Below are 26,435 nucleotides of genomic sequence, written 5' to 3' on the forward strand. Positions count from 1 at the left end.
CGTGCGCGGCAGCCGGCTGCGCCGGTGGCGGCAGCCCAGAATGCCTCCGCCTGCCGGACGACCCACGGTCGAACCGGCGACAGGATCTAACGACGACGAACGAGACGTACGACGAAGGAGAAGCACATGTTCCCCTCAGGAAGTCCAAAGCGGGCCCGACTGGTGTTCACCGCTGCCGCGTCCGCCGTGGCCGGAGTATTCGGGCTGGCGGCACCGGCCGCCGCGTACACCACGTCCGCGCCGCTGGCCGCCAGCGTCACCACCATGAGCGCCGGGCGACTCGGGGCGAGCGTGGGCGGTCTGCTGGGCCTGACGGGGGTGATCGTCGGCGTGTGGGCCCTGGCCCGCCCCACCAGTCGCGTCGGCACCGGCAGTGGGCTGCTCGGCGTCACCGTGGCCCTGGCGGCGGGGCTGCTCGGCGTGGCCCTCGGGGCGCTGGTGGTGGCGACCTCCGACGGCGGCATCGGCACCGGCAACGGGCGGGGCGGGGCGTACGTGGCGCTGGTGGTGGGGTTGGCCGCCTTGGGTCTCGGCGGACTGGCGTTCAGCCGCAGCCGCAACTGAGAGGTGCTCGGCCCACAGCGGTCCCGCCAGCGGCGAGCGGGTCAGCGGCTGAACGCCAGGTAGAGCCCGATGCCGAAGTTCACGACCAGGATGATCGCGCCCACGACGGCGAACCAGCGCTGCCACGCGGTCCAGCGGCCCGTCCTCCGCGAATCGACGATGCCCGCCTCCTCCACCCGGACGGCCGCGATCCTCTCCCGCTCCGCGACGTCCCGTCGGCCCGAGGACACGTTGGCGTTCAACAGGGCGGCGTTGGCCCGGAGTTCCTCGGTGAGCACCTGCAACGCCCGGGTCATCGAGTCGATCGAACCGTTGATCTGGCGCAGATGCTCGTCGTGCCCCTGTAGGCGCTGCTCGATGCGTCCGGCCCCGACGCCGCGTTCGTAGGCGGCCGCGTTCTCGCTGCTGTCCGTCATGGTCGTCGCGCCGCTGACGATGGTGGGGCACCGGCCGTGCGGTGTCGAGCGACAGTCGTCCGGGCTGACCGGGTCGGGGTCGTGGTGCCTCTGCGATGCACGATCGGTACCTCCTACTGACCACGACAGCGCCGACCGGATCGGCCAATCCCACTGTCGACGGTGCCGCGGCACCCACTCGGCGGACTCCCGGGCGGGTCTCCGCCATCGCCCCCGTGCCTCAGTCGTACCACTCGCGGGCCCAGAAATCACCTGCTCAGATCCGACAAAACCGCAGCTCAGAGCCGCTGAACCCCGATTTGCGTGGGCCGCTGGTCGTCAGGCTCGGCGCGCGCCCTGGCGCAAGCCGAGAATGACGACCGCGCCCACCACCAGGTGCATCAGCACGAGGGCGACCCGGGTGCCGGCCGAGGCGTCGACCAGGGACGCCGGCACGAGGGACAGCACGAGCACGACGACGGCGATCCCGGTCCAGATCATGGTGGCGCGAGCCGAGAGGCGCTCGAGCACCGCCAGCAGGCCCCAGCCCAGCAGGGCGGCGAGCGCGGACGTCACGATCACGGCGAGCACCGTGACGTCCTGCGGGCCGGCGCCCTGGTCGACGGTGAGCCGCGTGCCGGCGACGGTGGCGATCGACCACACGGCCACGGCGGCGAGTACGGCGACCACGAGGGTGATGGACCGGCTCCGCACGCGCGAAGCGCCGTCGACGGCACGGGGGGCAGAGGCTTGGGCAGACATCAGGGGTGACTCCTCAATGGAGGGATACGGTGTCGAGATCGAACCGTACCAGAAGGTTCCGTTCTTAACTATCTCGTTCTTAACTTGTCTGCCGGCTGGACGATGCTCCGCTACGAGATAGTTCGAACCACGAACCAGTTGCTAGGCTGCCGCCATGACCACCGGAACCTCCGGGCCCGATGGCACCGCGCCCGACCTGATGTTTCTGATGTCCTGGGCCACCCACGCGCTGGCCCAGGAACACGCCGCCGCCCTCTCCGGCCTGAGCATCTCGACGCGTGCCTACTGCGTGCTCGATCGCGGTCTCACCGGCGAGTTCACCCAGAGCCAGCTCGGCGAGATGTGCGGCATCGACAAGACGACGATGGTCGTCACCCTCGACGAGCTGGAACGTGCCGGCCTGGTCGGGCGTCGCACCTCGACGACCGACCGACGCGCCCGCATCGTCACCGTCACACCGGACGGCGAGCGGCTGGTCGCCGAGGCGCGGCAGATCGTCGCGGAGTTGCAGGCGGACATCCTCGCCACGGTCCCGTCGCGCGAGCGCGCGATCTTCCTGGATGTGCTCGATCGGCTGGTGCAGGGCCGACTGTCGACATTCGTGCAGACCGACCGTCCCGCCCGCAGGCGATCCTCCCGGGCAGCCTGACCTCGATCGGGGAGCATGCCCAGGTGAGTTCGGACCAGCTCCTCGTCACGCTGGACCGCGCCAGCGCGGTGCCGTTGCAGCAGCAACTCTGCGACCAGATCAGCTCATCCGTACGCGCCGGCCGGCTGCGCCCCGGCGACGCGGTGCCGCCCAGCCGTGAACTGGCACACCAGCTCGGGGTGTCCCGCACGGTGGTGACCCGTGCCTACGAGTTGCTGCGGGCCAACGGGGTACTCACGTCCCGGCGGGGTTCCGGCACGCGGGTCAGCGCCGCCCCGGCCGACGCGCCACCGCGGGTCCCCCGCGCCGCCCGCGCGCACCTGCGACCCGAGCCCCCACTGCCCACCGACGCCGGCAGTCCCCTCTGGAAGCCCTGGGAACCGGCGCCGATGCACCGACCGGACGGCACGTACGACTTCCGGCACGGCACCCCGGCGCTGGCCAGCTTTCCGGTGACCCGGTGGCGGCAGTCGCTCGCCGACGCGGTGAGCCGGGCCGACGCGGTGGCGTTGGGCTACGGCCCGGCCGAGGGTTCCCCGTCGTTGCGTACGCAGATCACCGCGCTGCTACGACGCAGCCGGGCGCTGGACGCCCGGCGCGAGGACACGGTCGTGACCAGCGGCGCGACCCAGGCCATGGACATCCTGGTCCGGCTCCTCGTCGGCCCGGACGACGTGGTGGTCATCGAGGATCCGAGCCACACCGTGCTGCGGCAGATCTTCGGCTACTCGCGGGCCGCCGTGGTGCCGGTCCCGGTCGACGAGGAGGGCCTGCGGGTCGACGAGATCGACTGCCGGGTCCGCGCGCACGGCCTCGACCCGGCCCGGGTACGCCTCGTCTACGTCACCCCGTCGCACCAGTTCCCGACCGGGTTCATCATGTCCGACCGGCGACGGCGGGCGTTGCTGCGCTGGGCCCGCGACCACGCGGCGACGGTGCTGGAGGACGACTACCACAACGAGTTCACCTTCGCCGAGGAGCGGCTCGCGTCGCTGGCCGCCGACCCGCAGGACGCGGACGTGGTCTACGTCGGCAGCTTCAGCAAGACCCTCTTCCCGTCGCTGCGCATCGGATACGCGGTGTTGCCGCCGCACCTCGTCCGGCCGTTCCTGGGCATCAAGTGGATCACCGACCGGCTGACCCCGACGGTGACCCAGGAGGCGTTGGCCGAGTTCATCTCCTCCGGCGCGTACGCCCGGCACATCGGCCGGATGGACCGCCTCTACCGTCAGCGCCGCGCCCGGCTCCTCGAAGCGCTGTACGAGCACTTCGGCGCGGGAGTACGGATCTCCGGCACGGCGGCCGGGCTGCACGTGCTCGTGACCCTGGGCGGGGCGCACGACGTCGACGAGGCCGAGATCGTGCGCGCCGCCGCCGCCCGGGGCGTACGGGTCTACCCCGCCTCGGGCTACTTCGTCACCCGACCGCCGACCGAGCCGACCTTCCTGATCGGGTACGCGGCGTTGCCCACCGCTCGGATCACCGAGGGAGTGGCGCTACTGGCCGCCGCGGTGCGGGACGCGACGGCTCGGTGAAGCGGGGCCGGTGGAACCGCGCGCTCTGGGCGTACGGGACGGTGCAGTCGAACACGACCTTGGCCGTGCGCCCGTCGGCCGAGAGCGACGGCGAGTAGCCGGTGTGCTGGCTCGGGTCGAGGGGGAAGCCTTCCCGGTCGGGCAGCACGACCAGGTCCTGATCGGCCTGGAACCGGGTGACCATCGCCCACCACAGATCCTGGTCGGACTCGATGTCCACGTCCTCGCCCACGCACAACACCAGCTTGGCCATCCGGAACTGCTCCAGCACCGCCTCGGCGGCGGCGCGCACCGCGACGTCGTCCTCCGGCCCGCGCTTGGCCGGCCACTGAAGCACCACCATGAGCTGACCGCCGCCGGCGGTGTGGCAGTGCGCCGCGAGCGCCGGCGTGCCCCGGCGCCGCAGCACGTCCAGCACGGCGGCCTCCATCCCGAAGCCGAGCAGGATCGACTGCTCGTGCCCGGGCCCGGAGACCGCCTGCAGGATCGGGCTCTCCCGAGCGGTGATCGCCGTGGCCCGGATCAACGGCAGCGAGGGATGCGCGCGGCCCTGGTAGCCGAGGAACTCCGGCGTGGCCACCGTGCCGTGCGGGCTCTCCGGCGCGTGGTCGGCCAGCAGCTCACCCTCGATGACGTACTCGGCGTGGGCGATGAACTCGGCGTCCACCGTGGCGCAGGGCAGCAGTTCCACCGGCTGGCCGGCGAGCGCGCCGGCCACCGCCAGCTCGTCGAGGTCGGGCGGGACCAGCGAGGTCGGGCAGCAGGAGGAGAGCAGCACCGCCGGGCTGAGGCCGAGGTGGATCGCCACCGGCAGGGAACGACCGCGGCGCAGGGCAGCCTGGTACGCCAGTTCCAGGTCGCGTCCCGGCACCATCCAGATGGTCAGCGTGTCGGGCCCCTGCACGCACATGCGGTGCACGGACAGGTTGCGGACCCCGGTGTCCGGATCGGTGGCGAGCACCGCGCCGAGGGTCAGGTAGGGCCCGGCGTCCTCGTCGGTGAGGACCGGCACCGGCAGCGCGGTCAGGTCCAGCGGCAGCGACTCGCGCGGCCAGCGGGACGCGTCGGCGGCGGACTCCGCCGGGCGGGGGGCGCCCACCGCGTCGAGCAGCCGGTGCGGCAGCTCGGCGGGCGTACAGCCGAGCAGGCCGGCAGCTCGTCGACGGGTGCCGTAGAGGCCCATCAGCACCGCCCGGGTAGGTCCGTCGTCGGGGCGTACCCGGTCGAAGAGCACGGCCGGGCCGGCGCCGGTGGGCGGGGCGGCGGGCGCGCCCGCCCAGCGGGCGTAGTGGGCGGACACGCCGTAGCGGGCGGGCAGCTCGGTGGTGACCCGCACCAGCTCACCGGGGAGCGGGTCGAGGCTGGCCAGGGCGTGCCGCAGGTCGACGGGCCGACGGTGGCTCATCTGGTGTCCGTCGCCGCGGCGGCGCGGCGGGCCGCCAGCATGTCGAGCTGCATCAGGGTCAGCTCCTCAATGAGGGCGCGGTACGTGCCGACGGCCACCTCGGGCGGCATGCCGTGCCCGACCGCCAGGGCGTGTACGCGGTCGAGGACCTGCCGCACCCGCTCGGGTGAGCGGACGGTCGTCTCGTCCGTCTTGTGCACGGTCAGCTCCCGCACCACCCGGGTGCGCTCGGCGAGCAGGGCGATGATCTGCCGGTCGAGCCCGTCGATGGCGACCCGAAGCTCGGCGATGCGGGCCGGACCGTCGGCGTCGCCGGCCGGCGTCGACCCGGCCGGCGTTGCGACGCTGTGCTGGTCGCTCACGGCTGCGGAACCTCGTCGACCACGAAGACGACGGTGGGCTCGGCGTCGCTGCCCTGCGACCGGTGCTCCTCGTCGTCGGGGATGACGAACCCCATCCCGGGGCGGCACGGCACCGACCGGTCCCGGAAGTGGATGGTGAACTCGCCCTGGAGCACGTAGCCGGTGTGCCCGCGCAGGCACCAGTGGTGCTCGTCGAAGCCGGGTGGCAGCTCCAGCAGGCGCAGCCGCTGGCCGCCCACGTACGTCATCTTGACCCGGCCCTCGGCGCCCGGCTTGTCCCACCTCTCCCACTCGGTGGCCGGGAAGTCGATGCCGACCGGGGCGGCGACCTGTTCAGTGGACATTCTCGATATCTCCTCTGGTCTGGACGGTTTCGGCGCGGCGGGGCCGCGGGACGCGTTCGTTGCGGTCCCGGCGCGGTAGGACCGGGCCACCGTCGACCCGCTGATGCCGCTTGAGCAGCTGCACCATGTCGAGCATCCGGTGCACCATCCGCTCCAGCGCGTCGACGCCCTCGGCGTCGGTCAGCCCGGGGCTGCCGGTGGTGTTGCGCAACAGGACGGGGAATCCGCTGCCCACCAGGATCATCCGGTTGAGCAGCAGGTTGTTGACGATCTGGTTGTGCACGGAGGAGTCGCTGTACCGACGTCCGGTGACGATGATGCCGCCGACCTTGTCGGCCAGCGGCCGGTTGAACCGCAGGTAGCCGACACCCGCGCGCTCGATGAAGACCTGCATGAGGTGGGCGAGGCCGAAGCCGTGCACCGGGGCCGCGTAGATGAGTCCGTCGGCGGCGGCCATCTGCTCCACCAGGGCGGGGACGTCGTCGTCCACCCGGCAGGGCAGGGTACGGCTGTTGCAGTCGCCGCACAGGCTGCACGGCGAGATGCGGTGCTCGCGGAGCACGATCGTGCGCAGGGTCGCGCCGCGTTCGGCGATCAGCCGGCCCGCGTGCGCGATGGCGTGGTCGGTGTTGCCGCCGGCCCGTTCCGACCCGTTGATGGCGAGGATGGTGGCTGCTTCGCTGTGCATTGGCGCCCCCGGTGCTCGGCGCGGGGGCGGACGCCACGACGGCGTCCGCCCCAGCGAGGTCAGTCCGTCAGCTTTCCGGCGAAGTAGTCGATGTAGGCCTGCATGTCGAAGTGGCCGTGCCCCGAGAGGGAGAAGACGATCGCCTTGGACTCGCCCGTCTCCCGGCAGCGCAGCGCCTCGTCCACCGCCACCCGGACGGCGTGGGTGGACTCCGGCGCGGGCACGATCCCCTCGTTGCGGGCGAACAGCACACCGGCCTCGAAGCACGCGCTCTGCGGCACGGCACGCGCCTCGATGAGGTCGATGTCCCGCAGCGCGCTGATGATCGGCGCCATGCCGTGGTATCGCAGGCCACCGGCGTGGATCGCCGGTGGGCGGAACTCGTGGCCCAGGGTGTGCATCTTGGTCAGCGGGGTGAGGCCGGCGGTGTCGCCGAAGTCGTATTCGTAGGTGCCCTGGGTCAGCGACGGGCAGGAGGACGGCTCGACCGCGATGAACCGCACGGCCGGGCCGCCGCCCAGTTGGCGGCGCAGGAACGGCAGGGCCAGCCCGGCGAAGTTGGAGCCACCGCCGGCCGCGCCGACCACGACGTCCGGGTAGTCGTCGGCCATGGCGAGTTGGAGCAGCGCCTCCTGGCCGATGATCGTCTGGTGCATCAACACCAGGTTGAGCACCGAACCGAGGGCGTACTTGGCGGCGCCACCGCTGACCATCGCGGCCTCCACCGCCTCGGAGATGGCCAGGCCGAGGCTGCCGGTGGAGTGCGGGTCGGCGGCGAGCGCGGCCCGGCCCGCCTCGGTACGGTCGCTCGGGCTCGCCGTGACCGACGCGCCGAACGTCTCCATCAGCCCTCGCCGGTACGGCTTCTGGTCGTAGCTGACCCGCACCATGTAGACCTCGCAGTCGAGGCCGAAGTACGTGCAGGCCATCGAGAGCGAGCTGCCCCACTGGCCGGCGCCGGTCTCCGTGGTCAGCCGCCGCACGCCGTCGAGCTTGCTGTAGTACGCCTGCGGCACGGCCGTGTTCGGCTTGTGGCTGCCGGCCGGGCTGACCCCCTCGTACTTGAAGTAGATCCGGGCCGGCGTGTCGAGGGCCTTTTCCAGACGGTGGGCGCGGACGAGCGGGCTGGGCCGCCACTGGCGGTAGATGTCCAGCACCGGCCCGGGGATCTCCACGTCCCGGTCGGTGCTGAACTCCTGCTCGATCATGCCGCTCGCGAAGAGTGGTTCGAGATCCGCCGGGGTGAGGGGTTCCCGGGTGCCGGGGTGCAGCATCGGGGGGAGCCCCTTGGGCAGGTCGGGGACCACGTTGTACCAGGTCGTCGGGATGTCGCTCTCGGGCAGCACGAACTTCGACGTCGTCATGGCGCCTTCCGATGAGGGGTGGGTGGGTCTCAGGGACTGGCGGTGGCCGGTTCGGCGGGCGCCGGCACGGGCCGGACGGTCGGTCGGATTCGCAGCGCCGCGAACGCGACCACACCGACCACCGGGGTCAGCAAAAGGATCAGGAGGACGGGCCGGTGCCCCTGGGTCTGCCAGACGAAGCCGAGACCCATCGGCACGACCAGCCGGGCGGAGCTGAGCACGAAGGCGTTCAGGGCCATGAAGCTGGAGACCCGCCGTTCCTCGACGTGGTCGGCGATGTAGGTGGGCACCACCACCGAGGCGATGATCTCCCCGAGGGTCCAGACCACCGTGGAGAGCAGCACGGCGGGCAGTGAGAAGGCGAACACCAGGACGGCCATGCCGGCCGACCAGAGCAGGCCGGCCACGATCAGCAGGACCCGGGTCGAGTACGTCTTGATCCGCTTCTCGATCAGCAGGCTGGCGCTGACCACGACGACGCTGTTGATGGTGTAGACCGCGCCGACCACCGCCACCGACGAGTGCAGCACGGTGGTGACCGCGAGGGGCAGCGTGTATTCCAGGCCGATCAGCGGCGCGACGTAACAGAAGGAGACCAGCACCAGCAGCGCCACGTCGACATCCCGCCGCAGCCCGGCCCAGCGGGTGGTGACGACCGGCGCGGTCGTCGGGGCACGGCGGGTCTCGGCGGGTACGAACAGCCAGATGGTGGCCGCCGCGAGCAGACCGAGCAGGATGTTCCCGGCGAACATCAGCTCGTACGACAGGGCCGCCGCGAACCCCCCGAGCAGCGGGCCGACCCCCATGCCGAGGTTGTTGGCCAGGTAGCTGACGGTGTACGCGAAGGGCCGCTCGCCCGGCTCGGTCAGGTCGGCGATCAGCGTGTTGGCCGCCGGGGAGAACATGCCCATGCCGACCAGCGCGACGAAGAGCAGCACCGCGTACGTCCAGGTGGGACCGTCGACCAGGGCCAGTCCCAGGTAGCCGGCCGCGTTGAGCAGCAGGCTCGCCACCAGCGCGGCGCGGCGACCGGCGCGGACGCAGACCGGCCCGCTGAGCAGGCTGCCGGCGAGCAGGCCGGTGCTGCCCACGGAGATCAGCACGCCCGCCTCGCCGGTGCTGAGGTGCCGGCTCTGCACCAGGTAGACCGCGAGCAGGGGAAAGACGAACATGCCGGCCCGGTTGATGAAGGACGCGTACACCAGCATCCGCAGCGGGCGGGGCAGGGCCCGGAACCGGCTCAGCCACATGGCGACTCCCCCACCGGTTCGGTGCGCACCTCGAAGGAGTCACGGATGACCTTGAAGCGGGCGCAGACGGAGTCGAAGTCCCGCCCCTCGCAGACGTACCAGCCGAGCACGTCGTTCGAGGCGGTCGGCGCGGCGAGCACGTCACCGACGCGCTTCCACACGTCCGCGTCGCGTACCGCGTCGAGCGCCCGCAACTGTGCTGCCGAGGTGATCGAGGTGATCCGCCCGTACCGGTCGGAGCACAGGTACTCGGTGCCGATCTCCGGCCCGAGCGTGGTCGTCGGCACGTGCTCCGGGTCCAGTTCGAGGCGGCACCACTCCCCGGCCAGGTTGATCCCCCGCCCGGCCTCGATGGCGGGGACGATCGAGCCGCCACCGGCCCGGGCCGCCGCCTCGCCGAAGACCACCTCGCCGTCGTCGCGGAGGAAGAACTCGACGTGCGCCACGCCGGTCCGCATCCCGAAGCCCCGCAGCACGGTGGCGCTGGCGGCCAGGATGCGCCGCTCGGCGTCGGTCAGGTCGTGTTTGCGGGAGACCGTGCCGCCGGGCTCGTCGCGGAACTCCAGAACCGAGTACGTGTAGCGGGAGAGCTGCTCGAAGACCACCTCGCCGTCGCGCAGCAGCGAGTCGACGTGGTACTCGGCGCCCCGGACGTACTCCTCCACCCGGTAGTCGTGCCGGTCGTCGGCGATCAGCGGCCACACCCGGGCCAGGTCCTCGGCGGAGTCCACCCGGTGCGTGTCGCCGCAGGCCCAGCCGGCGTACGGCTTGACGACCACCGGCCAACCGACCTCGGCGGCGAACTCGGCGACCGCCCCGATCGTCTCGGGGCGGCACGAGCGGGCCACCGGCACACCCAGCTCGACGGCGCGGCGGTGCATGACGTTCTTGTCGCGGAAGGTCAGCGCCCCCTCCGGGTCGAGCCCGTCGATGCCGTGGTCCCGTCGGCAGTGCGCGGCGGTCAGCACGTCGCCCTCGAAGAGCGGGAAGACGCGCCGCACCGGGTGCTCGGCGACGATCGTCGCGACGACCGAACGGACGGCCTCGCGGTCGTCGAGGTCGGCGTGGTAGCAGGGCAGACCGGCGGTGTCGGCGGACGGCTGCCCGCTCGGCAGCAGCGCGACGGTCGCCACGCCCCGCTCGGCGGCGGCGGCGACCACGGCGCGGAACTGGGCGGCGTACCGACCGGCCGCCGGGCGGTAGATCACCAGGATCGCGTCGTTCATCGACGGCTCCGACCGTTGCTGCCCGCCGGGCTCAGCGGGTCCGCGGTACGCAGGACGGCGCTTGTCGCGTCGCGGTCGAGCACCGCCTCCTGCCGTGGGCCGGCGGACATCTCGGCGAGGACGCCGCCGAGGCGGGCCAGCGCGTCCACCACCTCCGCCCGTCCGCCGGGGTGGGCCGACTCGACGGTGAGCAGCAACGCGTGCGGGCCCAGGTCGGTGCGGACCAGGTGACCCTGCCGCCAGTTCCAGCGCCGCGAGTGGGCCCGCCCGTCGGCGTCGGCGTACACGACCTCACCGGGCTCGGGATGCTCGGGCGCGTCGGGAACGCCCAGCGGCAGGTACGTCTCGGTGCCGTCGGCCGGCCGCACCACGAGGTCGGTGAGGCCGTCGACGGCGCACGACGCCACCGGCAGCGCCGCGCCGAGCGAAACGGCGTTGCAGAGGTCGACCAGGGCGTTGATCCGGGGCAGCCGGTCACCCTTGGCCACCCGGCGGATGATCGATTCGGCGGCGCAGGGGAACCGGTTCGGGTTCACCCCCACCGCCCGGTACGCCTCGCGCCAGGCCGCGATGCCCGGCAGGTCGGCCACGCCGGCCTTGTCCAGGCCGGCGCCGTGCAGCGCGTCCTCGGCGGCGGTCAGCAACGCCGACACGGCGGGAGGCGCCGGTACGACCTCGACCAGGGCCACGGCGAGCACGCCGAGCACGTAGTCCGGCACCGCGGTCAACACCCGGTCGTCGATGCGGACGGTGAGAGTGGCCGCACCGTCGCTGAGCTGGGTCATCGTGATCCTCGTGAGAGTCGGGTCCGATTGTCCGCCCGACCGTACGCAGCGGGACGACCACCGCTTGTGGCCAATCCGGGGTGATCCGGTGAGGCCAATCCGGGTGGCCGTTGCGCGCTCGTCGACGCGTGGCGCAGGAAGTTGTCGAACAACCGCAGGCCGGCTTCGGTGAGCACGCTCTCCGGGTGGAACTGCACCCCCTGCACCGCGAGCGTGTGGTGTCGTACCCCCATCACGTAGCCGTCGTCGGACGACCGGGCGGTCACCCGCAGGGCCGGGGGCACCGGGTCCGCGACGATCAGCGAGTGGTAGCGGGTGACGGTGAGCGGCGCGGGCGTGCCCTCGAAGACGCCCCGGCCGTCGTGGGTGACCACGCTGGTCTTGCCGTGCATCAGGTGCCGGGCGACCGCGACCGTCCCGCCGTAGGCGAGGCCGATCGCCTGGTGGCCGAGGCAGACCCCGAGCAGCGGAACCCGACCGGCGAAGGCGTGCACCAGCTCCACGTGCCCGGACTCGGCGGGGTGGCCGGGGCCGGGGCCGAGCACCACCGCGTCGGGCCGCAGGGCCACGAGTTGGTCGGTGGTCGCCGCCCGGGAGCGGACCACCACGGTCCGTGCGCCGAGGGTCCGCAGGTACTGGTCGATGATGTGGGTGAAACTGTCGTACGCGTCGACGAGCAGGACCTTCACGGCAGCAGCTCCCTACCGGTGAGCGCCCAGTAGGTGGCGCTCATCTTGGCCAGCGTCTCGCGCCACTCGTCGCCGGGGGTGGAGTCGGCCACGACCCCGGCCGACGCCTGGGTCCGGTAGTGCCGGCCGTCGTGCACGGCGGTCCGGATGCAGAGGGCGAGCACCGCGTACCCACGGACGTCGACCAGCCCGACCGCGCCGGCGTAGACGCCCCGGGGCTCGTCCTCCAGACCGTCGATGATCTCCATGGCCCGCAGCTTCGGGGCGCCGGTCATGGTGCCGGCCGGGAAGGTCGCGCAGATCGCCGCCCACACGTCGGCGTCGTCGGCGAGCTGGCCCGAGACGGTCGAGACCAGGTGGTGCACGTACGCGAACGGCTCGACGTCGAACATGCTGTCGACGCTGAGCGTCCCCGGCACGCATACCCGGCCGATGTCGTTGCGGCACAGGTCGACGAGCATGACGTGCTCGGCCCGTTCCTTCTCGCTCGTGGTCAGCTCGACCACCCGCCGTCGGTCGGTTTCGGGGTCGGCGGCGCGGGGGGCCGTTCCGGCGATCGGACGCATCGAGAGCCGCCCGTCCTCGATGCGCAGGAACAGCTCCGGGCTCGCCCCGATGACGGTCCGGCCGGCCCAGGGGGTGAGGTACATGTACGGCGACGGGTTGCGGTGACGCAGCCGCCGGTAGACCTCCAGCGGTGTCAGCGTCGTCTCCACGTCGATCCGGTGGCCGATCTGAATCTGGTAGCTGTTCCCGACCTCGATGTGCCGCAGGCACTGCTTCACCCGGGCGGCGAACGTCTCCTCGTCGACGGTGTCCCGGACCAGACGCGGCGGCGGGGCGTCCGGCACGTGCGGGTGCGGGGCGGTCGGTAGCACGGGCAGCTCGGGCAGACGGGCGGTGTCGTCCGGGGGCAGGTGCGGGCCGTTGGCGTCGAGCCGGCGGACCGTGCCGGCGCGCAGATCCCACCAGACTGTGCGCCGGAACAGCGCGAGCGTGCAACGGGGAACGTCGTCGACCACCCGCTCGGTCCCGAGTTCGTCCATGTCCCGCGCGGCCTCGTACGCCAGGGTGGTGAGGAAACCGAAGGCGAAGGTGTCGGTGGGGACGGTCGTGCGCACGGCGAACGCGCGCTGTGCCGCCCGGACGGCGGCCCACACCTCGGTCGGGCCGGCGACGGGCCAGACCCGCGCCGTGGCGACCCGTCGACCCGGCTCGCCCAGGACGGCGGTGAACACGGCGGCCAGGGCGTCACCCAGCGGACCGTCGGCGGTCAGCTCGAGGCGGTCGGCGATGAGTCGCACCTCGGCGAGAAGACCCCAGCCGACGGCTGCGGCATATCGGTCCCGAACAGGACCGTCCAGGCTTTCGAACAGATACAGGTCGTCGTGGGAAAGACTGTCGGCGAGTGCCGTGTAGAGCGACAACGGATCGATCGACGGCAGTGTGACAGATGTCACTTCCACCGGAATTGAGTCCATCAATGCGGTACGTGTATCGGTCGACGAATGTGCTCGGATCGACCAGGCGGCGCGTTCGGTTGACAATAGGGACACTTGCGGAACCCCCTCTGAACAGCCCGATTCCGCACCACCGTTGGCGCTGGTCCCGCCGACGACGCGGCAGGTCGGACCCTTCCCCCAGGCGAAAGGACTTCGCACGACCACCCCGGTGCCGGCGGCGGAGCGTCCGCATTGGACACGCTCGGAACATACGCCCTGATTCGCCGGCCACCGGGCGGTTGCGCACCCGACCAACACTTTCCACAGGCACGGCTCACGCTGTCCATACCACTTCGACGATCTCGGAGCGGACCACTTGACCCTTAATCTAAGCCTGTCAATAGATGGCCAATCGCGTGGAACGCTCGCAGTGCAGCTCCGTAACGCATTCCGCACGCAGATCGAGGAGGGCGCGCTGCGCCCCGGCACCCGGGTGCCGTCGAGCCGGCAGCTCGCCGCCGACCTCGGCGTGTCCCGCAGTGTGGTCGTCGAGGCGTACGAGCAACTCTGCGCCGAGGGGTACCTCGTCTCCCAGCACGGCTCGGGCACCTCCGTGGCGGCGGCGGCACGCGCCGACGTCGCCTCGGCGCTCACCCCGGACGACCACGCGCCCGCCCCGGCGGTCTGCGACCTGCGCACCGGCAGCGCGCACGACTCGACGTTCCCCCGCCAGGACTGGATCCGGGCGGTCAGCGCGGTGGTCACCTCGGCCGGCCGTCGCGAGCTGGGCTACGCCCCGCCGTCCGGGCTGCCGGTCGTGCGGCACACCCTCGCCGGCTACCTGGGCCGGGTGCGTGGGGTACGGACCCGGCCGGAGCGCCTCATGGTCACGTCCGGCTTCGCGCAGGGGCTCGCGCTGCTCTGCCGCGTGCTGCGCGACCGTGGCCACGACACGCTCGGGGTGGAGGATCCGGGGCACCCGGGCGAGTGGGAGTTCGTCGCCGAGGCCGGCCTGCGTCCGGTGGGCATCGGTGTGGACTCCGACGGCATCCGGGTGGACGCGCTGGACGCAAGCGGCGTCCGGGCCGTGCTGGTCACCCCGGCCAGCCAGTTCCCGACCGGGGTCACGCTCACCGCACGACGCCGGGCACAGCTCGTGGCCTGGGCGAAGAAGGTCGACGGCTACGTCATCGAGGACGACTTCGACGCCGCCCTCGTCGCCCCGGCGCACCGGTTGCCGGCGGTGCAGAGCCTGGCACCCGACCGGGTGGTCTACGCCGGCAGCGCCAGCAAGGTCCTCACACCGGCGCTGCGCCTCGGCTGGCTGGCCATCCCCGCCGACCTGACCGCGCCGGTCGAGCGGATCCGGGCCAGCTGGGACATCGGCTGCTCCGGCCTGGAACAGCTCGCCTTCGCCCGGCTGATCGACACCGGCGCCTTCGACCGGCACCTGCGCCGACTCGCCGCGGACGTGCAGAAGCGCCGGCAGGCGGTCCGCGACTTCGTCGCCGGACACCTGCCCGACGTCACCCTCCTCGGCGCGAACGGCGGGCTCCAGGCGTACCTGCTGCTGCCGGCCCGGTGCGCGGAGGAGTCCGTAGTGCACGCGGCCCGGCGTCGCTCGGTGCTGGTCCGCGGTGGCCGTTTCTACGCCCTACGGCCGGACGACCGTCCGCCGGCGCTGGTGCTCGGCTACGCCGGGGTACGCGGCCCGGAACTGGGGCGTGGCCTGGCCGGGATAGCCGCGGCGTACCGCGAGACGACCGGTCGCGGTTGATCGGCCGCCGCCGTCGAGCCGTCGGCGTACGCGGTCAGGTGGCCCGGACCGCCTCGATGATCGTCTCGGCGACCTCGCTCGCGGCCTGCGGGGCCGCCGCCATCGCGTGCGAACCGCCCGCCACCTCGCGTTGGCCGCGCGGGGCGGCCCGCTCGGCCATGAAGCGGTGTACGGCGACCGGGATGTTCTTGTCGGCGTCACCGAACACGAACCAGCTCGGCAGGGACCGCCAGGCGGGTTCTCCGGTGAGCCCGTCACTCAGGGCCTGCTCGGTGATCGGCCGTTGAGTGCGGGCCATCAGCGCGGCGAGGTCGTCCGACACGTCGGCGCAGAACTGGGCGTGGTAGGCGTCCTGACCGATCGCCACCTCGTTGCCGCCGGTCGTCACCGGGTACTGCACCAGGGTGTCGGCGAGCGTGCTGCCGGGGAACTGTCCCGACAGCGACAGCGCCGACTCGCCGGTGTCCGGAGCGAACGCGTTGACGTAGACGAGGGCCCGCACCGACGTGTCGCCCGCCGCGGCCTGCGTGATCACCATGCCGCCGTACGAGTGGCCGACGAGCACGACTGGGCCGCCGATCCCCCGTACCACGTCCCGTACGTACGCGGCGTCGCCCGCGACGCCGCGTAGCGGGTTGGCGGCAGCCACGACGTTGTACGCGTCGCCCAGCCGCTCGATCACGGCGTTCCAGCTCGACGACTCGGCGAACGCGCCGTGCACCAGAACGACGGTGGGGTCCGCATCGGGCATGACAGGCGCTCCCTCGCTCGTGACGCTGGTCCTCGACCGGCCGCGCCGGTGCGCCTGAGTACCCGTCAGGCGACGGTGAAACCTCCGTTCCGACCGACCGCGTCACCCGCCGTCGCGGGAGGGTGGTCGGGTGCTGCGCGCTAGCCCGGGAACTACCGGAAGACCTTGACACTCGTCGATGTTAGCGCCAACACTGAGGCCGTTACCTGGGCGCAACACACCCGTCACACGTTCCTGCCCACGGGCGTTCGCGCCCTCGACGTGCCGCAGGTTGGCCGCCGGGAGCCGCGTCGACCAGCGCGGTACCCACAGCTCACGGAGGACAGATGTCGCTGCCACTCGACCGCGGGACCGCCGGTCCCGTCGTCCGCCGTCACCGACGGTCGGTCCTGGCCGCGATGCTGGTCATGCTCGCCGTGTCCGCCGGACTGCCCGGGGCGGGGCCGGCGCAGGCCGCGCCCGCCGTGAACTACACCAACCCGCTGGTCAACCAGCGGGCCGACCCGCACATCTTCCGGCACACCGACGGCTACTACTACCTGACCGCGACCGTGCCGCAGTACGACCGGATCGTCCTGCGCCGCGCGACCACGCTGCCGGGGCTGGCGACGGCGGCGGAGACCACGATCTGGAACCGGCACACCAGCGGAGAGATGGGCGCCCACATCTGGGCCCCGGAGATCCACTTCATCAACAACCGCTGGTACGTCTACTTCGCCGCCGGCCGGGCCGACGACGTGTGGCGCATCCGGATGTACGTGCTGGAGACCGCCAACGCGAACCCGCTCACCGGAGGGTGGACCGAACGCGGCCGCATCACGACGCCCTGGGACACCTTCAGCCTGGACGCCTCGACCTTCGTGGCCAACGGGGTGCGCTACCTGACCTGGGCGCAGCAGGAGCCCGGTATCTCCACCAACTCGAACGTCTACCTCGCCCGGATGGGCGCCAACCCGTGGCAGATCACGGGCACCGTGACCCGGCTCGTCGTGCCGACGTACGCCTGGGAGACCCGCGGGTACCGGGTCGCCGAGGGACCGGCGGTCATCCAGCGCAACGGCCGCCTCTTCCTGACCTACTCGGCCAGCGCCACCGACGCCAACTACTGCCTCGGGATGCTCAGCGCCTCCACCACCGCGAACCTGCTCGACGCGGCCTCCTGGAGCAAGAGCCCGAACCCGGTCTTCGCCACCAGCGCGGCCACCGGCCAGTACGGCCCCGGCCACAACTCGTTCACCGTCTCCGAGGACGGGCAGAGCGACATCCTGGTCTACCACGACCGGAACTACCGCGACATCAGCGGCGACCCCCTCAACGATCCGAACCGGCGGACCCGCCTCCAGAAGCTGTACTGGAACGCCGACGGCACCCCCAACTTCGGCATCCCCGTGCCCGACGGGGCAACCCCGGTCCGGCTGCGGTCGCACGACCTGACAACCAGCTACGTCCGGCACTACGACTACCGGGCACGAGTCGAGCCGAACGTGACCAACCTGGCCGACTCCCAGTTCCGCATCGTGAACGGCCTGGCCGGCGGCGGGAGCGTGTCCTTGGAGTCGACCAACTTCCCGGGCTACTACCTGCGCCACTACGGATTCGCCCTGTCCATCGCAGCCAACGACGGGTCGTCGGTCTTCGCCAGCGACGCGAGTTTCCAACGCCGGCCCGGCCTGGCCGACAGCGCCGGTGTCTCGCTGGAGTCACAGAACTACCCGGGCCGCTACGTGCGCCACCGCGACGGTCTGCTCTACCTGGAGGCGGTCGGCACGAGCGCCGAGCGAAGCTCCGCCACCTTCCACCTGGAATAGCCCCGGCGGGCGGGCCGCGCCGCGCCCGCACGCGCCCCCGACACCGTCGGCCGGTCCGCGCGACCCGTCGACGCCGATTGGAGCACCGATGAACCGGCGTCCCACCATCGCCATCCTGGCCGGACTCTGCCTCGCGGTCAGCGCGGCACCCGTTCCCGCCGCCGCCCGAGGATCGGCGACCGCCCAGGCAGGCGCGTACGCCCGGCTCGCCGGCCCGCCCGGCACGCCGCCCGGCGCCTGCCCGACGGGGGCCAGCTACGGCTCGCCACTGCCGGCGAGCTCCGTGACGGCGCCCCGCATCCAGGGCGGCTTCTCGTTCCTCGAAGGGCCCGTCTGGGTCGCCGACGGCGGCTACCTGCTCTTCTCCGACATGGCCGCCGGCGCCGGGCCGTACAACGTGCAGCCGTCCACGATCCGCAGGTTCACGCCGCCGTCGACGTTCGACACGTTCATCTCGAACGCCGGTAGCAACGGCATCGCGCTCAGCGCCGACGGCCAGCAGCTCGTGGCGGCCACCCACGACCAGCGCAACGTGTCCGCGTACCGGCTGAGCGACCGGGCCCGCAGCACCGTCGCGGCGAACTACCAGGGTCGGGCCTTCAACTCGCCGAACGACGTCGCGGTCCGCTCGGACGGCGTCACCTACTTCACCGACCCCAACTTCCAGCGCGGCAACCGCCCGGACCAGATGAACGGGCGCACCAGCGTCTTCCGCGTCGTCAACGGGCAGGTGTCGCTGGTGGACGACCAACTGCGTCAGCCCAACGGCATCTCGCTGTCGCCGGACGGGAGCACGCTCTACGTCGGCGCCTACTCCGAGAACAAGATCTACAAGTACACCGTCCAGCCCGATGGCAGCACCGGCGCGCGGAGCGTCTTCGTGAACTACATCGGAGGCCCGGACGGCGGCACGATCGACTGCGCCGGCAACGTGTACTGGACCTCGGGCGGGGACTCGCTCGTCCACGTCTACTCCCCCACGGGCGTCCAGTTGGGCACGATCCGGTCCGGCTTCACCGGCACGACCAACGTCGCCTTCGGCGGCTCCGACCGGCAGACCCTGTTCATCACCTCGGGTCCACGGAACGACTCCGGCCTCTACAGCGTCCGGCTCAACGTTCCGGGCTACCCGTACTGAGGTAGGTGGTGCCGCGACGACAAGGACCGGCACGACCCGGGTGGGCCGTGGGAGGAATCCCCCGTTGTGCTCCTCGCGGAGCGGATTCCTCCCCGCTTACCCCCCCAGGTTCGGCCCGGACCGGCCCGATCGGACCCGTCGCGCAACAAGCGTTGAGCACAACGGGTTCACGCTCAACGGGTGTTGCTCCGAACAGGAGCGAGCTTACGCTCACGTTCCGTGCGCGTGTCAACGTCTGTTTCGCGGCGGGGCACATCTGCGACACTGTCGTTCAGGTCGCCGGAGGGTGAAGAGCATGGTGGACGGTCGGCGCGCGGAGCGGGAGTTGCCGCCCCTCGACACGTTGGCAGCACGGCTGGAGTACCTGTTCGACAAGATCCGTCCCACGCCTGACGAGCTCGGCGACGCCGACGAGCCCGGTCGCAGGTACACCAATCGGGAGATCGCCGACAAGATCAACGAAGCGGCGGCCGAGACGGGCGTGACGATCAGCGCCGCCTACATCGGCGAGCTGCGTCGTGGCGTGGCGAGCGATCCCCGCACCTCGCACGTACGCGCCCTGGCCGCCGCCTTCGGCGTCAACTCGGGCTACTTTGTCGACGACGCGGCGGCACGACGTATCCAGGACCAGATCACGTTGCTCAGCGAACTTCGGCGGATGGACGTCAAGCGGGTGGCGCTGCGGCAGGTGCTCGCCGACAACGGCCTCTCCGCGACCGACATGCGGCTCATCGAACAGATGGTGGCCCGGCTACGGGCCGTGGCAGAGGGCACCGGCACGACCGCGTCCGACGATCGTCGGTAGCGGGTGGCCGTGCAGATCCTGCGGTGGGAGCACACCGACGAGTGGGGGAACACGGACGTGAGGTTGCATCGTCTACGCCGACGCTGCGAACGCATCGTCGACGAGCTGGAGATGCCGGACCCCTTCGACGTCCGGAGGCTGTGCGACGTCCTCGGTGAGCGGCGCGGCCGGCCCATCCACCTGGTGCCGATCGCGCTGCCGGCGCAGACGGTGTGCGGGATGTGCGTGCCGACGAACGACTTCGACGCGATCTTCTACGAGCAGGACACCTCGCCGCTGCACCAACTGCTGATCATCGGCCACGAGCTGGGTCACCTGCTCGCCGGGCACCAGGCGACCGAGGTGCTGGACGCGGACGCGTCCCGGCTGCTGCTGCCCGACCTCGACCCGCAACTCGTGCGGCGCAGTCTCGGCCGCAGCAGCTACGCCGCGGCCGAGGAGCGCGAGGCCGAGATGATCGGCTCGCTGCTGCTGCGGCGGGTCCGCAGCGGGCGCGGCGCGGCGGACGAGGCGCCTGTCGACGGGAAGGACGCCGAGTTGTACGGCCGGCTGCGACACTCCCTCGAGCACCCCCACTGGTAGCGCGGGAATGGACACCGTCCTCTACACCGTGTGCGCGGCATCCGGCTGGGTCGCGTTCGTGTACATGGTGCGGTTGCAGCGCCGGCATCCGAGTCGGGCCCGCCGCGCGATCTGCGCGGGCCTCGGTGCGTTCGCCGCCGGGATCACGGTCGCCATCCCGCCCGTCGCGAGCGCGATCGACGAGGTGTCGGGCCTGCCCAACCTCGCCAAGGTGATGGCGCACGCCGGCGCCCTGACCATCTCGGCGAACGCCGAGATCATGCTGCTGCACTTCGCGCTGCCCCCGGCGACGGCCGCCGTCCGCGCCCGCCGCTGGGTCTGGGTCACCGCATGCGCGTTCCTCGTCATGTTCGGTCTGTTCGCCGTCACCCTCACGTACGACGAGCCGGTGCGCCTGACCGTCGAGTACGCGACCGACCCCGTCGTCACCGCCTACCTGCTGATCTTCCTGCTGCTCGGGTTCTTCGCGTACTGCTTCGACATCACCCGGCTGTGCTGGGGCTTCGCGAAGATCTGCGGACGCCCTTGGCTGCGCCGCGGCCTGCGCATCACGGCCGTGGGCGCCGCCGTCGCGCTGCTCTACAGCACCAACAAGATCGTCTACCTCGTCGCCTACTGGGCCGGCTACCGGCCGACCGGCGAGCGGCAGATCGCGGCGGTGCTGGTGACCATCGGCGCGTTGCTCATCACGATCGGCCTCACCATGCCGGCGTGGGGTCCGACCCTCAAGATCGGCCAACGGTGGGAGGACTTCCACTCCTACCGGCGGCTCGAACCGCTCTGGCGGGACCTCGTCGCGGCCCTTCCCGAGCTGGAACTCGACCCCACCCTGCGCCGCCGGTTCGCGGCCCTGCGCGACAGCGACTACGCGCTCACCCGCCGGGTTGCCGAGATCCGCGACGGCCGCCTGGCGCTGCGCCCGTACACCGATAGCGGGGTGACCGCCCTGGCCGAGCGGTTCGCCGAACGGTCCGGCCTCGGCGCCACCGAGCGGCAGGCGGCGATCGAGGCCGCCCACCTGGCCTGCGCGCTGCGGCGGCATCGGGCCGGCCAGGTGGCCGCGGCCCCGCAGCCCGCCGACGAGCTGCACCGGCCGGACGGTGGCTATGCCGGCGAGGTGGCGTGGCTGACGCTCGTCACCGACGCCTACGCCCGATCACCCGTGGTGGCCCGGACGCTCGACGCCGCCAGCCCGCGCCCGACGGTAGGAGACGCACGCCGATGAGGGGTCGCTACGACAACCTGGAGCGGATCCGCACGCTGGACCCGCAGCGCCACTACCTGGACATCTATCAGACGATGCTGCGATACGAGTTCCCGTGGGACCTGAAGCTGGGCCTCAACCTGGCGTTCAACAGGTCCTTCTCGGTGCCGGCCATCGCCGCCGTACACACCACCACCGGCGAGCTGACCGAGCGCACCCAGAAGCGCATCGACGACACCGGCCTGCTGATGTACGAGATGGTCCTCAACGGCTTCGACCAGCCCCGGGGCCGGGACGCGCTCCGGCGGGTCAACCAGATCCACCGTCCGTACGACATCGACAACGACGACTTCCGCTACGTCCTGGGCTGCCTCGTGGTGATTCCGATTCGGTGGCTGCGCGCCTACGGCTGGCGTCCGCCCTGCTGCCACGAGCGGCAGGCCACCTACCTGTTCTACCGACAGCTCGGCGTCCGGATGGGCATCACCGACATCCCCGGGTCGTTCGAGGAGTTCGAGACCTGGTTCGACGCCCACGACGCCGCCCACCTGCTGCCCAACGACGACGCGGCGGCCATCGAGCGGGCCACCCGGATGCTGATGCTCGCCCGCCTCCCCCGCACGCTCGCGCCACTGGGGAACGCGCTGGTCAGTGCCATGTACGACGAGCCGCTGCGGCGCGCGACACGGGTCGACACACCGCCGTGGCCGGTCCGGGCCGGGCTGCGCCTCGCGTTGCGGACACGCGCGCGGTGGCAGCGGTGGTTCGGGGCGCCCCGGGCCACGCCGCTGTTCGCCGACGGCATCAGTGCTCGGACCTACCCCCAGGGGTACGAGATCAGCCAGCTCGGCCCGCGCTGATCAGCGGCGGGTCGGCGCCGAGGCCGCCACGCTCGGGAACGGCTTGACGTGGCGGCCACCGTAACGGATGGTCGGATATCGGCAACCTTCTATGATTCGAGGAGGACCGATGAAGGCAATCGCCACCACCGCCGCAGCCCTGCTGCTCCTGGTCACAGGCGGCGCGTCCGCCGCCCGAGGCGCATCCGGCGCACCACCGGCACCCGCCGCGCCCTGTGCCGGGCAGGTGCACCCCAACCCGTCGTTCGAGCGCGGCGCCGACGGCTGGACGGTCGGCCCGCGCATGGTCGTGCTCGGCGACGAGACCCGGCCGGCGCACACCGGTCACGCGTACGCCACCTTCGCCGGCCTGGACGTGACGCGTAGCGACCTGCTGCGCACGACCGTCACCGTGCCGGCCAACTGCAACCTGACGGTCCGTTTCTGGGTCCGCACCATCACGACGGAGACCACCCGCGGTGACTACCTGAACGTCGGGCTGGCGGTCACCGGCATTCCGCCGAAGACGAGGTTCTCGCTGGCCTTCGACGGCGGGGCGCAGTGGCGGGAGTACGGCATGTCGAGCGGGACGGCGGCGGTCGAGCGCACCGCGACGGCGAGTTTCCTGAGCAGCGAGACGGCCGGCAACGGCGTCACGGCCTTCGACGTCGACGACGTGACCTTCACCTTGAGCTGACGACACCGGGCGGGCGGTCGACTCGACCGCCCGCCTCCGCGTCGCCCACCCCCGCGCCGTCTTCGCGGCACGGCCAAGGCCGTCACGCCTCGAAGTCGCGACTGCCGGGCAACTCCCGCCCGACCGGCGGGGTGGGGACCTGTGGCGGGTGCCGCCGACTGCCCAGCGCGTCGAGGACCGCGACCAGGGTCAGCACCCCGGCCACCGCACACAGACCGACCATCGGCGGCCAGCGGGTCAACGCCGGCGTGACCAGCAGCAGGACCACGAATCCGATCGTCCGCGATCGGGAGAGCTGGCCAAACACCTCGTACTCCAGCCGCAACCGCGCGACGAGGAAGAGCGCCGGCCCGCCCACCACGAACAGCAGCCACATCGGCCGGGGCGCGCCGAACGGGTCGTCGATCACCAGTTCGTAGCTGACCGAGGTGAGGAGCACGCTGAGCAGGATGAGCAGGTGCGTCCGCTCCAACGCCGTACCGAGGCGAGCGGGCTGACCCGCCCCACCCAGCGCCTCGGTCAGCAGCAGACCGGCGCGGTGGAAGTAGATCCGCCAGATCAGCGCGCTGGTGACGAACGCGACCGTGAAGGCGGCCGCTCGACCCGCGGAGTAGTCCTGGCCGCTGAACACCACGCCGATCACCAGGATCGACTCGCCGAGCGCGATGAGGAACATCTGCTGGTAGCGGTCGGCGAGATGCGTACCGGCGATCCGCCAGTGCGACACCGCCGCGGCGCCCAGGCGCGGCAGCGGCCACCCCAGGAACCAGGCGAGGTAGTCGACGCCGACGGCGATGGCCCAAAGCGGCAGGCGCAGTCGCTCCGGGCCGAGCGCGCCGACCAGCCAGATCGGCGCGCTCAGCGCAGCCCACGCGGAGAGCCGGAACGCGACCAGCCGCCGCGGATGGCCGCGCAGCGCGGCCGCGATCACCATCGGCCGGACCACCATCACCAGCAGGTACGCGACCGCGAACGGAAGCGCCCGCTCCTCCATCGCCCGGGGCAGGGTGACCGCCATGACCAGGCCGGCGAACATGGTGCCGACCACGACGGCCTGGATGATCGCGCTCTCCGGCTCGTAGCGGCTGGTGATCCAGGTGGTGTGCGACCAGACCAGCCAGAGCGCCAGGAACAGCAGCAGGGTACGACCGAGCCCGTTGACGAGTTCCCACCCCGTGTCGCCGTCCAGCTCGACGAAGCGCTGCGAGACCCGCGTGAGCGCCACCACGAAGGCGAGGTCGAAGAAGAGCTCCAGGAACGTGGCGCGGCCAGCGCTGTCCGGAGGGCGCAGGAGGTCCGCACCGCGTTTCCCCGACATCTACCCCCTCCGTCCGCCCTCGTCGCACCAACGAGCGGCCCGCCGAGGGGGATGTGCCGTCGAGGGTACGCGACAGGGTGGTTCAACGTGAATATCCCCTAACTTTGACAAATCCCCCTTAAGTTCGATGCGCAGGACGCGGCCGAACCGGGGAGAGACGTGGACAGCTATCCGGCGATCGAAGATCACGGACTCATTGGCGACCTGCAGACCGCCGCGCTGGTCACGTGCGACGGCACCGTCGACTGGTTCTGCGCGCCGCGCTTCGACTCGCCGAGCATCTTCGCCGCGCTGCTCGACAAGGACAAGGGCGGCTACTTCCGGATCGCGCCGCACGACGTGCGGTACGTGACCAAACAGCTCTACCTCCCCGGCACCCCCATCCTGATCACCCGGTTCATCAGCGCCGACGGGGTGGCCGAGGTCATGGACTTCATGCCGGTCACCGGTGAGCGGGCCACCGACGCGCACCGGCTGGTCCGCATCGTCACCATGGTCCGGGGCAGCATGCGCTTCCGGGTGGAGTGCCGACCCCGCTTCGACTTCGCCCGGGAGGAGCACCAACTGGAGCCCCACCCCAACGGCTACGTCTTTCGCAGCCGGTCCGCGACACTGACGTTCAACCCCGTCGACCCCATTCGGCGGCTGATCCGCGAACGCGGCGACGTCCGCCTCGAGGGCGGCGACCTCGTCGCGTACGGCACCCTGAACGAGGGCGACGTCGGCGGCGTGGTCCTGGAGACGGGCGGCACCGAACCGCGGATCTTCCCGCCGGAGGAGATCCAGGGCATGTTCGAGTGGACGCGGGACTACTGGCGGCGCTGGCTGGAACGCTCCAGCTACACCGGCCGCTGGCGGGAGATGGTCGAGCGCTCCGCCATCACGCTGAAACTCATGACGTACGCGCCGACCGGCGCGATGATCGCCGCGCCCACCGCCGCGCTGCCCGAGCTGGTCGGCGGCAGCCGCAACTGGGACTATCGCTACACCTGGGTACGCGACACGTCGTTCTCGGTGCACGCGCTGCTCGGCCTCGGCTTCACCGAGGAGGTCAGCCGCTACATGGACTGGCTGGACGAGCGCATCCGCACGGCCAGCGAGCACCAGGACCCACTGAAGATCATGTACCGGGTGGACGGCTCCTCCGACCTGCACGAGGAGGTGCTCGACCACCTGGAGGGCTACCGCGGCTCCCGGCCGGTGCGCATCGGCAACGGCGCCGCCGACCAGCTCCAGCTCGACATCCACGGCGAGGCGCTCTACGCCATGCACCTCGCCGACGAGCAGGGCATCCGGGTCTCACACCAGGTGTGGAAGAGCACCGTCCGGCTCGTCGACTGGCTCTGCCACAACTGGGACCAGCGCGACGCCGGTATCTGGGAGAGCCGGCACCACCCCCGTAACTACACGTTCGGGCGGGTGATGTCCTGGGTGGCGCTGGATCGGGCCATCCGCCTGGCCAACCGCACCGGCCGCCCCGGTGACCTGACCTGCTGGACCGAACAGCGCAACCGCATCTACAACCAGGTCATGGCCCGCGGGTACCACCCGGAACGCGGCAGTTTCGTGCAGGCGTACGACGAGAACGTGCTCGACGCCGCGCTGCTGGCCATGCCGGCGGTCGGATTCGTCACGCCGAGCGACCCGCTGTGGCTGTCCACCCTGAACGCGATCGAACGCGAACTCGTCTCCGACAGCCTCGTCCACCGGTACGACCCGGTCCACTCCCCCGACGGACTGCCGGGCCACGAGGGCACCTTCAACATGTGCACCTTCTGGTACGTCGAGGCGCTGGCCCGGTCCGGCCGCCTCGACGACGCCCGACTCACGTTCGAGAAGATGTTCACGTTCAGCAACCACCTCGGCCTCTACGCCGAGGAGATCGCCGCGACCGGTGAGCAGATCGGCAACTACCCGCAGGCCTTCAGCCACCTGTCGCTGATCAACACGGCGCTGACCCTCAACAGCCTGCTCGACGCCGAGGCCGACGCCCACCGCCGCCGCTAGGCCCTGTTTCATAAGAACTGGCCGGCCGCCCTTATGAAACAGGGCCTAG

The 26,435-nt window shown here is 71.5% G+C and carries 25 protein-coding genes and 1 pseudogene; 12 read left to right on the plus strand and 14 right to left on the minus strand.

The annotated features are described in order from the left end of the window. The first annotated feature begins 126 nt into the window (after window positions 1-126). Window positions 127-564 (plus strand): DUF6223 family protein, encoded by a 438-nt coding sequence (locus ABZ272_RS12985; protein ID WP_355050122.1) that lies wholly within the window; start codon window positions 127-129, stop codon window positions 562-564. A 41-nt stretch (window positions 565-605) separates the two neighbouring features. On the opposite strand, the gene ABZ272_RS12990 is transcribed toward ABZ272_RS12985, so the two are convergent. Next, window positions 606-980 carry a hypothetical protein gene (locus ABZ272_RS12990; RefSeq protein ID WP_355050123.1) on the minus strand — a complete coding sequence of 125 codons (375 nt, stop codon included), beginning with the start codon at window positions 978-980 and terminating at the stop codon, window positions 606-608. Window positions 981-1,298: 318 nt separating this feature from the next. Continuing rightward, window positions 1,299-1,673 (minus strand): DUF6069 family protein, encoded by a 375-nt coding sequence (locus ABZ272_RS12995; RefSeq protein WP_355050124.1) that lies wholly within the window; start codon window positions 1,671-1,673, stop codon window positions 1,299-1,301. 202 nt (window positions 1,674-1,875) lie between these two features. Here ABZ272_RS12995 and ABZ272_RS13000 point away from each other — a divergent pair, with 202 nt between their 5' ends. Further along, entirely contained in the window at window positions 1,876-2,370 is a 495-nt protein-coding gene (locus tag ABZ272_RS13000) for a MarR family transcriptional regulator (protein ID WP_355050125.1), read from the plus strand. A gap of 23 nt (window positions 2,371-2,393) precedes the next feature. Then, window positions 2,394-3,905: a PLP-dependent aminotransferase family protein gene (locus tag ABZ272_RS13005; protein WP_355050126.1), complete on the plus strand. Its 1,512-nt coding sequence runs from the start codon at window positions 2,394-2,396 to the stop codon at window positions 3,903-3,905. Here the strand turns inward: ABZ272_RS13005 and ABZ272_RS13010 are convergent. The 10 genes and pseudogenes from ABZ272_RS13010 to ABZ272_RS13055 all read right to left on the minus strand — a co-directional run bounded on the left by ABZ272_RS13010 (window position 3,850) and on the right by ABZ272_RS13055 (window position 13,484). Beyond that, window positions 3,850-5,310, minus strand: coding sequence for a UbiD family decarboxylase (locus ABZ272_RS13010; RefSeq protein WP_355050127.1), 1,461 nt, complete (start codon window positions 5,308-5,310; stop codon window positions 3,850-3,852). The genes ABZ272_RS13005 and ABZ272_RS13010 overlap by 56 nt on opposite strands. Continuing rightward, window positions 5,307-5,672, minus strand: a complete 366-nt coding sequence (locus tag ABZ272_RS13015; protein ID WP_355050128.1) for a chorismate mutase — start codon at window positions 5,670-5,672, stop codon at window positions 5,307-5,309. Before ABZ272_RS13015 ends, ABZ272_RS13010 begins: the two co-directional genes overlap by 4 nt. Then, window positions 5,669-6,016, minus strand: coding sequence for a cupin domain-containing protein (locus ABZ272_RS13020; protein ID WP_355050129.1), 348 nt, complete (start codon window positions 6,014-6,016; stop codon window positions 5,669-5,671). Before ABZ272_RS13020 ends, ABZ272_RS13015 begins: the two co-directional genes overlap by 4 nt. Continuing rightward, window positions 6,006-6,704, minus strand: coding sequence for a flavodoxin family protein (locus ABZ272_RS13025; RefSeq protein WP_355050130.1), 699 nt, complete (start codon window positions 6,702-6,704; stop codon window positions 6,006-6,008). The genes ABZ272_RS13020 and ABZ272_RS13025 overlap by 11 nt, the downstream gene beginning before the upstream one ends. 59 nt (window positions 6,705-6,763) lie before the next feature. Continuing rightward, window positions 6,764-8,068 carry a TrpB-like pyridoxal phosphate-dependent enzyme gene (locus ABZ272_RS13030; RefSeq protein ID WP_355050131.1) on the minus strand — a complete coding sequence of 435 codons (1,305 nt, stop codon included), beginning with the start codon at window positions 8,066-8,068 and terminating at the stop codon, window positions 6,764-6,766. 29 nt (window positions 8,069-8,097) lie between these two features. Beyond that, complete coding sequence (locus tag ABZ272_RS13035; RefSeq protein ID WP_355050132.1) at window positions 8,098-9,318, minus strand: MFS transporter; 1,221 nt, start codon at window positions 9,316-9,318, stop codon at window positions 8,098-8,100. Beyond that, entirely contained in the window at window positions 9,309-10,544 is a 1,236-nt protein-coding gene (locus tag ABZ272_RS13040) for an ATP-grasp domain-containing protein (RefSeq protein WP_355050133.1), read from the minus strand. The genes ABZ272_RS13035 and ABZ272_RS13040 overlap by 10 nt, the downstream gene beginning before the upstream one ends. Next, the gene (locus ABZ272_RS13045; RefSeq protein ID WP_355050134.1) at window positions 10,541-11,329 is read right to left on the minus strand and encodes a phenylalanine--tRNA ligase beta subunit-related protein; all 789 of its coding nucleotides are present in this window, start codon (window positions 11,327-11,329) and stop codon (window positions 10,541-10,543) included. Before ABZ272_RS13045 ends, ABZ272_RS13040 begins: the two co-directional genes overlap by 4 nt. A gap of 125 nt (window positions 11,330-11,454) precedes the next feature. Beyond that, window positions 11,455-12,018 (minus strand): annotated as a pseudogene (locus ABZ272_RS13050) (aminodeoxychorismate/anthranilate synthase component II); the annotation flags it as partial. Further along, window positions 12,015-13,484: an anthranilate synthase component I family protein gene (locus ABZ272_RS13055; RefSeq protein ID WP_355050135.1), complete on the minus strand. Its 1,470-nt coding sequence runs from the start codon at window positions 13,482-13,484 to the stop codon at window positions 12,015-12,017. The gene ABZ272_RS13055 and the pseudogene ABZ272_RS13050, both read right to left, overlap by 4 nt. Before the next feature lie 406 nt (window positions 13,485-13,890). On the opposite strand from ABZ272_RS13055, the gene ABZ272_RS13060 reads away from it, so the two are divergent. Continuing rightward, complete coding sequence (locus ABZ272_RS13060) at window positions 13,891-15,237, plus strand: PLP-dependent aminotransferase family protein (protein ID WP_355050136.1); 1,347 nt, start codon at window positions 13,891-13,893, stop codon at window positions 15,235-15,237. Window positions 15,238-15,271: 34 nt separating this feature from the next. Here ABZ272_RS13060 and ABZ272_RS13065 read toward each other — a convergent pair whose 3' ends face one another. Next, window positions 15,272-15,988, minus strand: a complete 717-nt coding sequence (locus tag ABZ272_RS13065; protein WP_355050137.1) for an alpha/beta hydrolase — start codon at window positions 15,986-15,988, stop codon at window positions 15,272-15,274. 326 nt (window positions 15,989-16,314) lie between these two features. Here ABZ272_RS13065 and ABZ272_RS13070 point away from each other — a divergent pair, with 326 nt between their 5' ends. The 7 genes from ABZ272_RS13070 (at window position 16,315) to ABZ272_RS13100 (ending at window position 23,061) form a co-directional block, all read left to right on the plus strand. Continuing rightward, window positions 16,315-17,796 (plus strand): family 43 glycosylhydrolase, encoded by a 1,482-nt coding sequence (locus ABZ272_RS13070; protein WP_355050138.1) that lies wholly within the window; start codon window positions 16,315-16,317, stop codon window positions 17,794-17,796. A gap of 88 nt (window positions 17,797-17,884) precedes the next feature. Then, window positions 17,885-18,934: an SMP-30/gluconolactonase/LRE family protein gene (locus tag ABZ272_RS13075; protein ID WP_355050139.1), complete on the plus strand. Its 1,050-nt coding sequence runs from the start codon at window positions 17,885-17,887 to the stop codon at window positions 18,932-18,934. 295 nt (window positions 18,935-19,229) lie between these two features. Beyond that, on the plus strand, window positions 19,230-19,739 hold the full coding sequence (locus tag ABZ272_RS13080) for a hypothetical protein (protein WP_355050140.1): 510 nt from the start codon (window positions 19,230-19,232) through the stop codon (window positions 19,737-19,739). A 57-nt stretch (window positions 19,740-19,796) separates the two neighbouring features. Further along, a complete protein-coding gene (locus ABZ272_RS13085; RefSeq protein ID WP_355050141.1) occupies window positions 19,797-20,321 on the plus strand; it encodes a hypothetical protein in 525 nt (174 codons plus the stop codon). 7 nt (window positions 20,322-20,328) lie between these two features. After that, window positions 20,329-21,546 (plus strand): MAB_1171c family putative transporter, encoded by a 1,218-nt coding sequence (locus ABZ272_RS13090; protein ID WP_355050142.1) that lies wholly within the window; start codon window positions 20,329-20,331, stop codon window positions 21,544-21,546. Beyond that, the gene (locus ABZ272_RS13095; protein ID WP_355050143.1) at window positions 21,543-22,385 is read left to right on the plus strand and encodes an oxygenase MpaB family protein; all 843 of its coding nucleotides are present in this window, start codon (window positions 21,543-21,545) and stop codon (window positions 22,383-22,385) included. Before ABZ272_RS13090 ends, ABZ272_RS13095 begins: the two co-directional genes overlap by 4 nt. A 109-nt stretch (window positions 22,386-22,494) precedes the next feature. After that, window positions 22,495-23,061: a hypothetical protein gene (locus ABZ272_RS13100; RefSeq protein ID WP_355050144.1), complete on the plus strand. Its 567-nt coding sequence runs from the start codon at window positions 22,495-22,497 to the stop codon at window positions 23,059-23,061. Between the two features lie 82 nt (window positions 23,062-23,143). On the opposite strand, the gene ABZ272_RS13105 is transcribed toward ABZ272_RS13100, so the two are convergent. Next, window positions 23,144-24,379 (minus strand): low temperature requirement protein A, encoded by a 1,236-nt coding sequence (locus tag ABZ272_RS13105; protein ID WP_355050145.1) that lies wholly within the window; start codon window positions 24,377-24,379, stop codon window positions 23,144-23,146. Between the two features lie 159 nt (window positions 24,380-24,538). Between ABZ272_RS13105 and ABZ272_RS13110 the strand changes: the two genes are divergently transcribed. Beyond that, complete coding sequence (locus ABZ272_RS13110) at window positions 24,539-26,386, plus strand: glycoside hydrolase family 15 protein (protein WP_355050146.1); 1,848 nt, start codon at window positions 24,539-24,541, stop codon at window positions 26,384-26,386. Window positions 26,387-26,435: the final 49 nt, after the last annotated feature.

It is taken from the genome of Micromonospora sp. NPDC005979 (assembly GCF_040614415.1).
In the GTDB taxonomy this organism is placed as follows: Bacteria; Actinomycetota; Actinomycetes; order Mycobacteriales; family Micromonosporaceae; genus Micromonospora.

Coding starts and splice junctions, on each gene's coding strand:
- ABZ272_RS13095 (WP_355050143.1), top strand. CDS start 21,543: ATGAGGGGTCGCTACGACAACCTGGAGCGGATCCGCACGCTGGACCCG.
- ABZ272_RS13075 (WP_355050139.1), top strand. CDS start 17,885: ATGAACCGGCGTCCCACCATCGCCATCCTGGCCGGACTCTGCCTCGCG.
- ABZ272_RS13070 (WP_355050138.1), top strand. CDS start 16,315: ATGTCGCTGCCACTCGACCGCGGGACCGCCGGTCCCGTCGTCCGCCGT.
- ABZ272_RS13010 (WP_355050127.1), bottom strand. CDS start 5,310: ATGAGCCACCGTCGGCCCGTCGACCTGCGGCACGCCCTGGCCAGCCTC.
- ABZ272_RS13065 (WP_355050137.1), bottom strand. CDS start 15,988: ATGCCCGATGCGGACCCCACCGTCGTTCTGGTGCACGGCGCGTTCGCC.
- ABZ272_RS13040 (WP_355050133.1), bottom strand. CDS start 10,544: ATGAACGACGCGATCCTGGTGATCTACCGCCCGGCGGCCGGTCGGTAC.
- ABZ272_RS13105 (WP_355050145.1), bottom strand. CDS start 24,379: ATGTCGGGGAAACGCGGTGCGGACCTCCTGCGCCCTCCGGACAGCGCT.
- ABZ272_RS13030 (WP_355050131.1), bottom strand. CDS start 8,068: ATGACGACGTCGAAGTTCGTGCTGCCCGAGAGCGACATCCCGACGACC.
- ABZ272_RS13090 (WP_355050142.1), top strand. CDS start 20,329: ATGGACACCGTCCTCTACACCGTGTGCGCGGCATCCGGCTGGGTCGCG.
- ABZ272_RS13100 (WP_355050144.1), top strand. CDS start 22,495: ATGAAGGCAATCGCCACCACCGCCGCAGCCCTGCTGCTCCTGGTCACA.
- ABZ272_RS13035 (WP_355050132.1), bottom strand. CDS start 9,318: ATGTGGCTGAGCCGGTTCCGGGCCCTGCCCCGCCCGCTGCGGATGCTG.
- ABZ272_RS13000 (WP_355050125.1), top strand. CDS start 1,876: ATGACCACCGGAACCTCCGGGCCCGATGGCACCGCGCCCGACCTGATG.
- ABZ272_RS13045 (WP_355050134.1), bottom strand. CDS start 11,329: ATGACCCAGCTCAGCGACGGTGCGGCCACTCTCACCGTCCGCATCGAC.
- ABZ272_RS13080 (WP_355050140.1), top strand. CDS start 19,230: ATGGTGGACGGTCGGCGCGCGGAGCGGGAGTTGCCGCCCCTCGACACG.
- ABZ272_RS12985 (WP_355050122.1), top strand. CDS start 127: ATGTTCCCCTCAGGAAGTCCAAAGCGGGCCCGACTGGTGTTCACCGCT.
- ABZ272_RS13020 (WP_355050129.1), bottom strand. CDS start 6,016: ATGTCCACTGAACAGGTCGCCGCCCCGGTCGGCATCGACTTCCCGGCC.
- ABZ272_RS13025 (WP_355050130.1), bottom strand. CDS start 6,704: ATGCACAGCGAAGCAGCCACCATCCTCGCCATCAACGGGTCGGAACGG.
- ABZ272_RS12990 (WP_355050123.1), bottom strand. CDS start 980: ATGACGGACAGCAGCGAGAACGCGGCCGCCTACGAACGCGGCGTCGGG.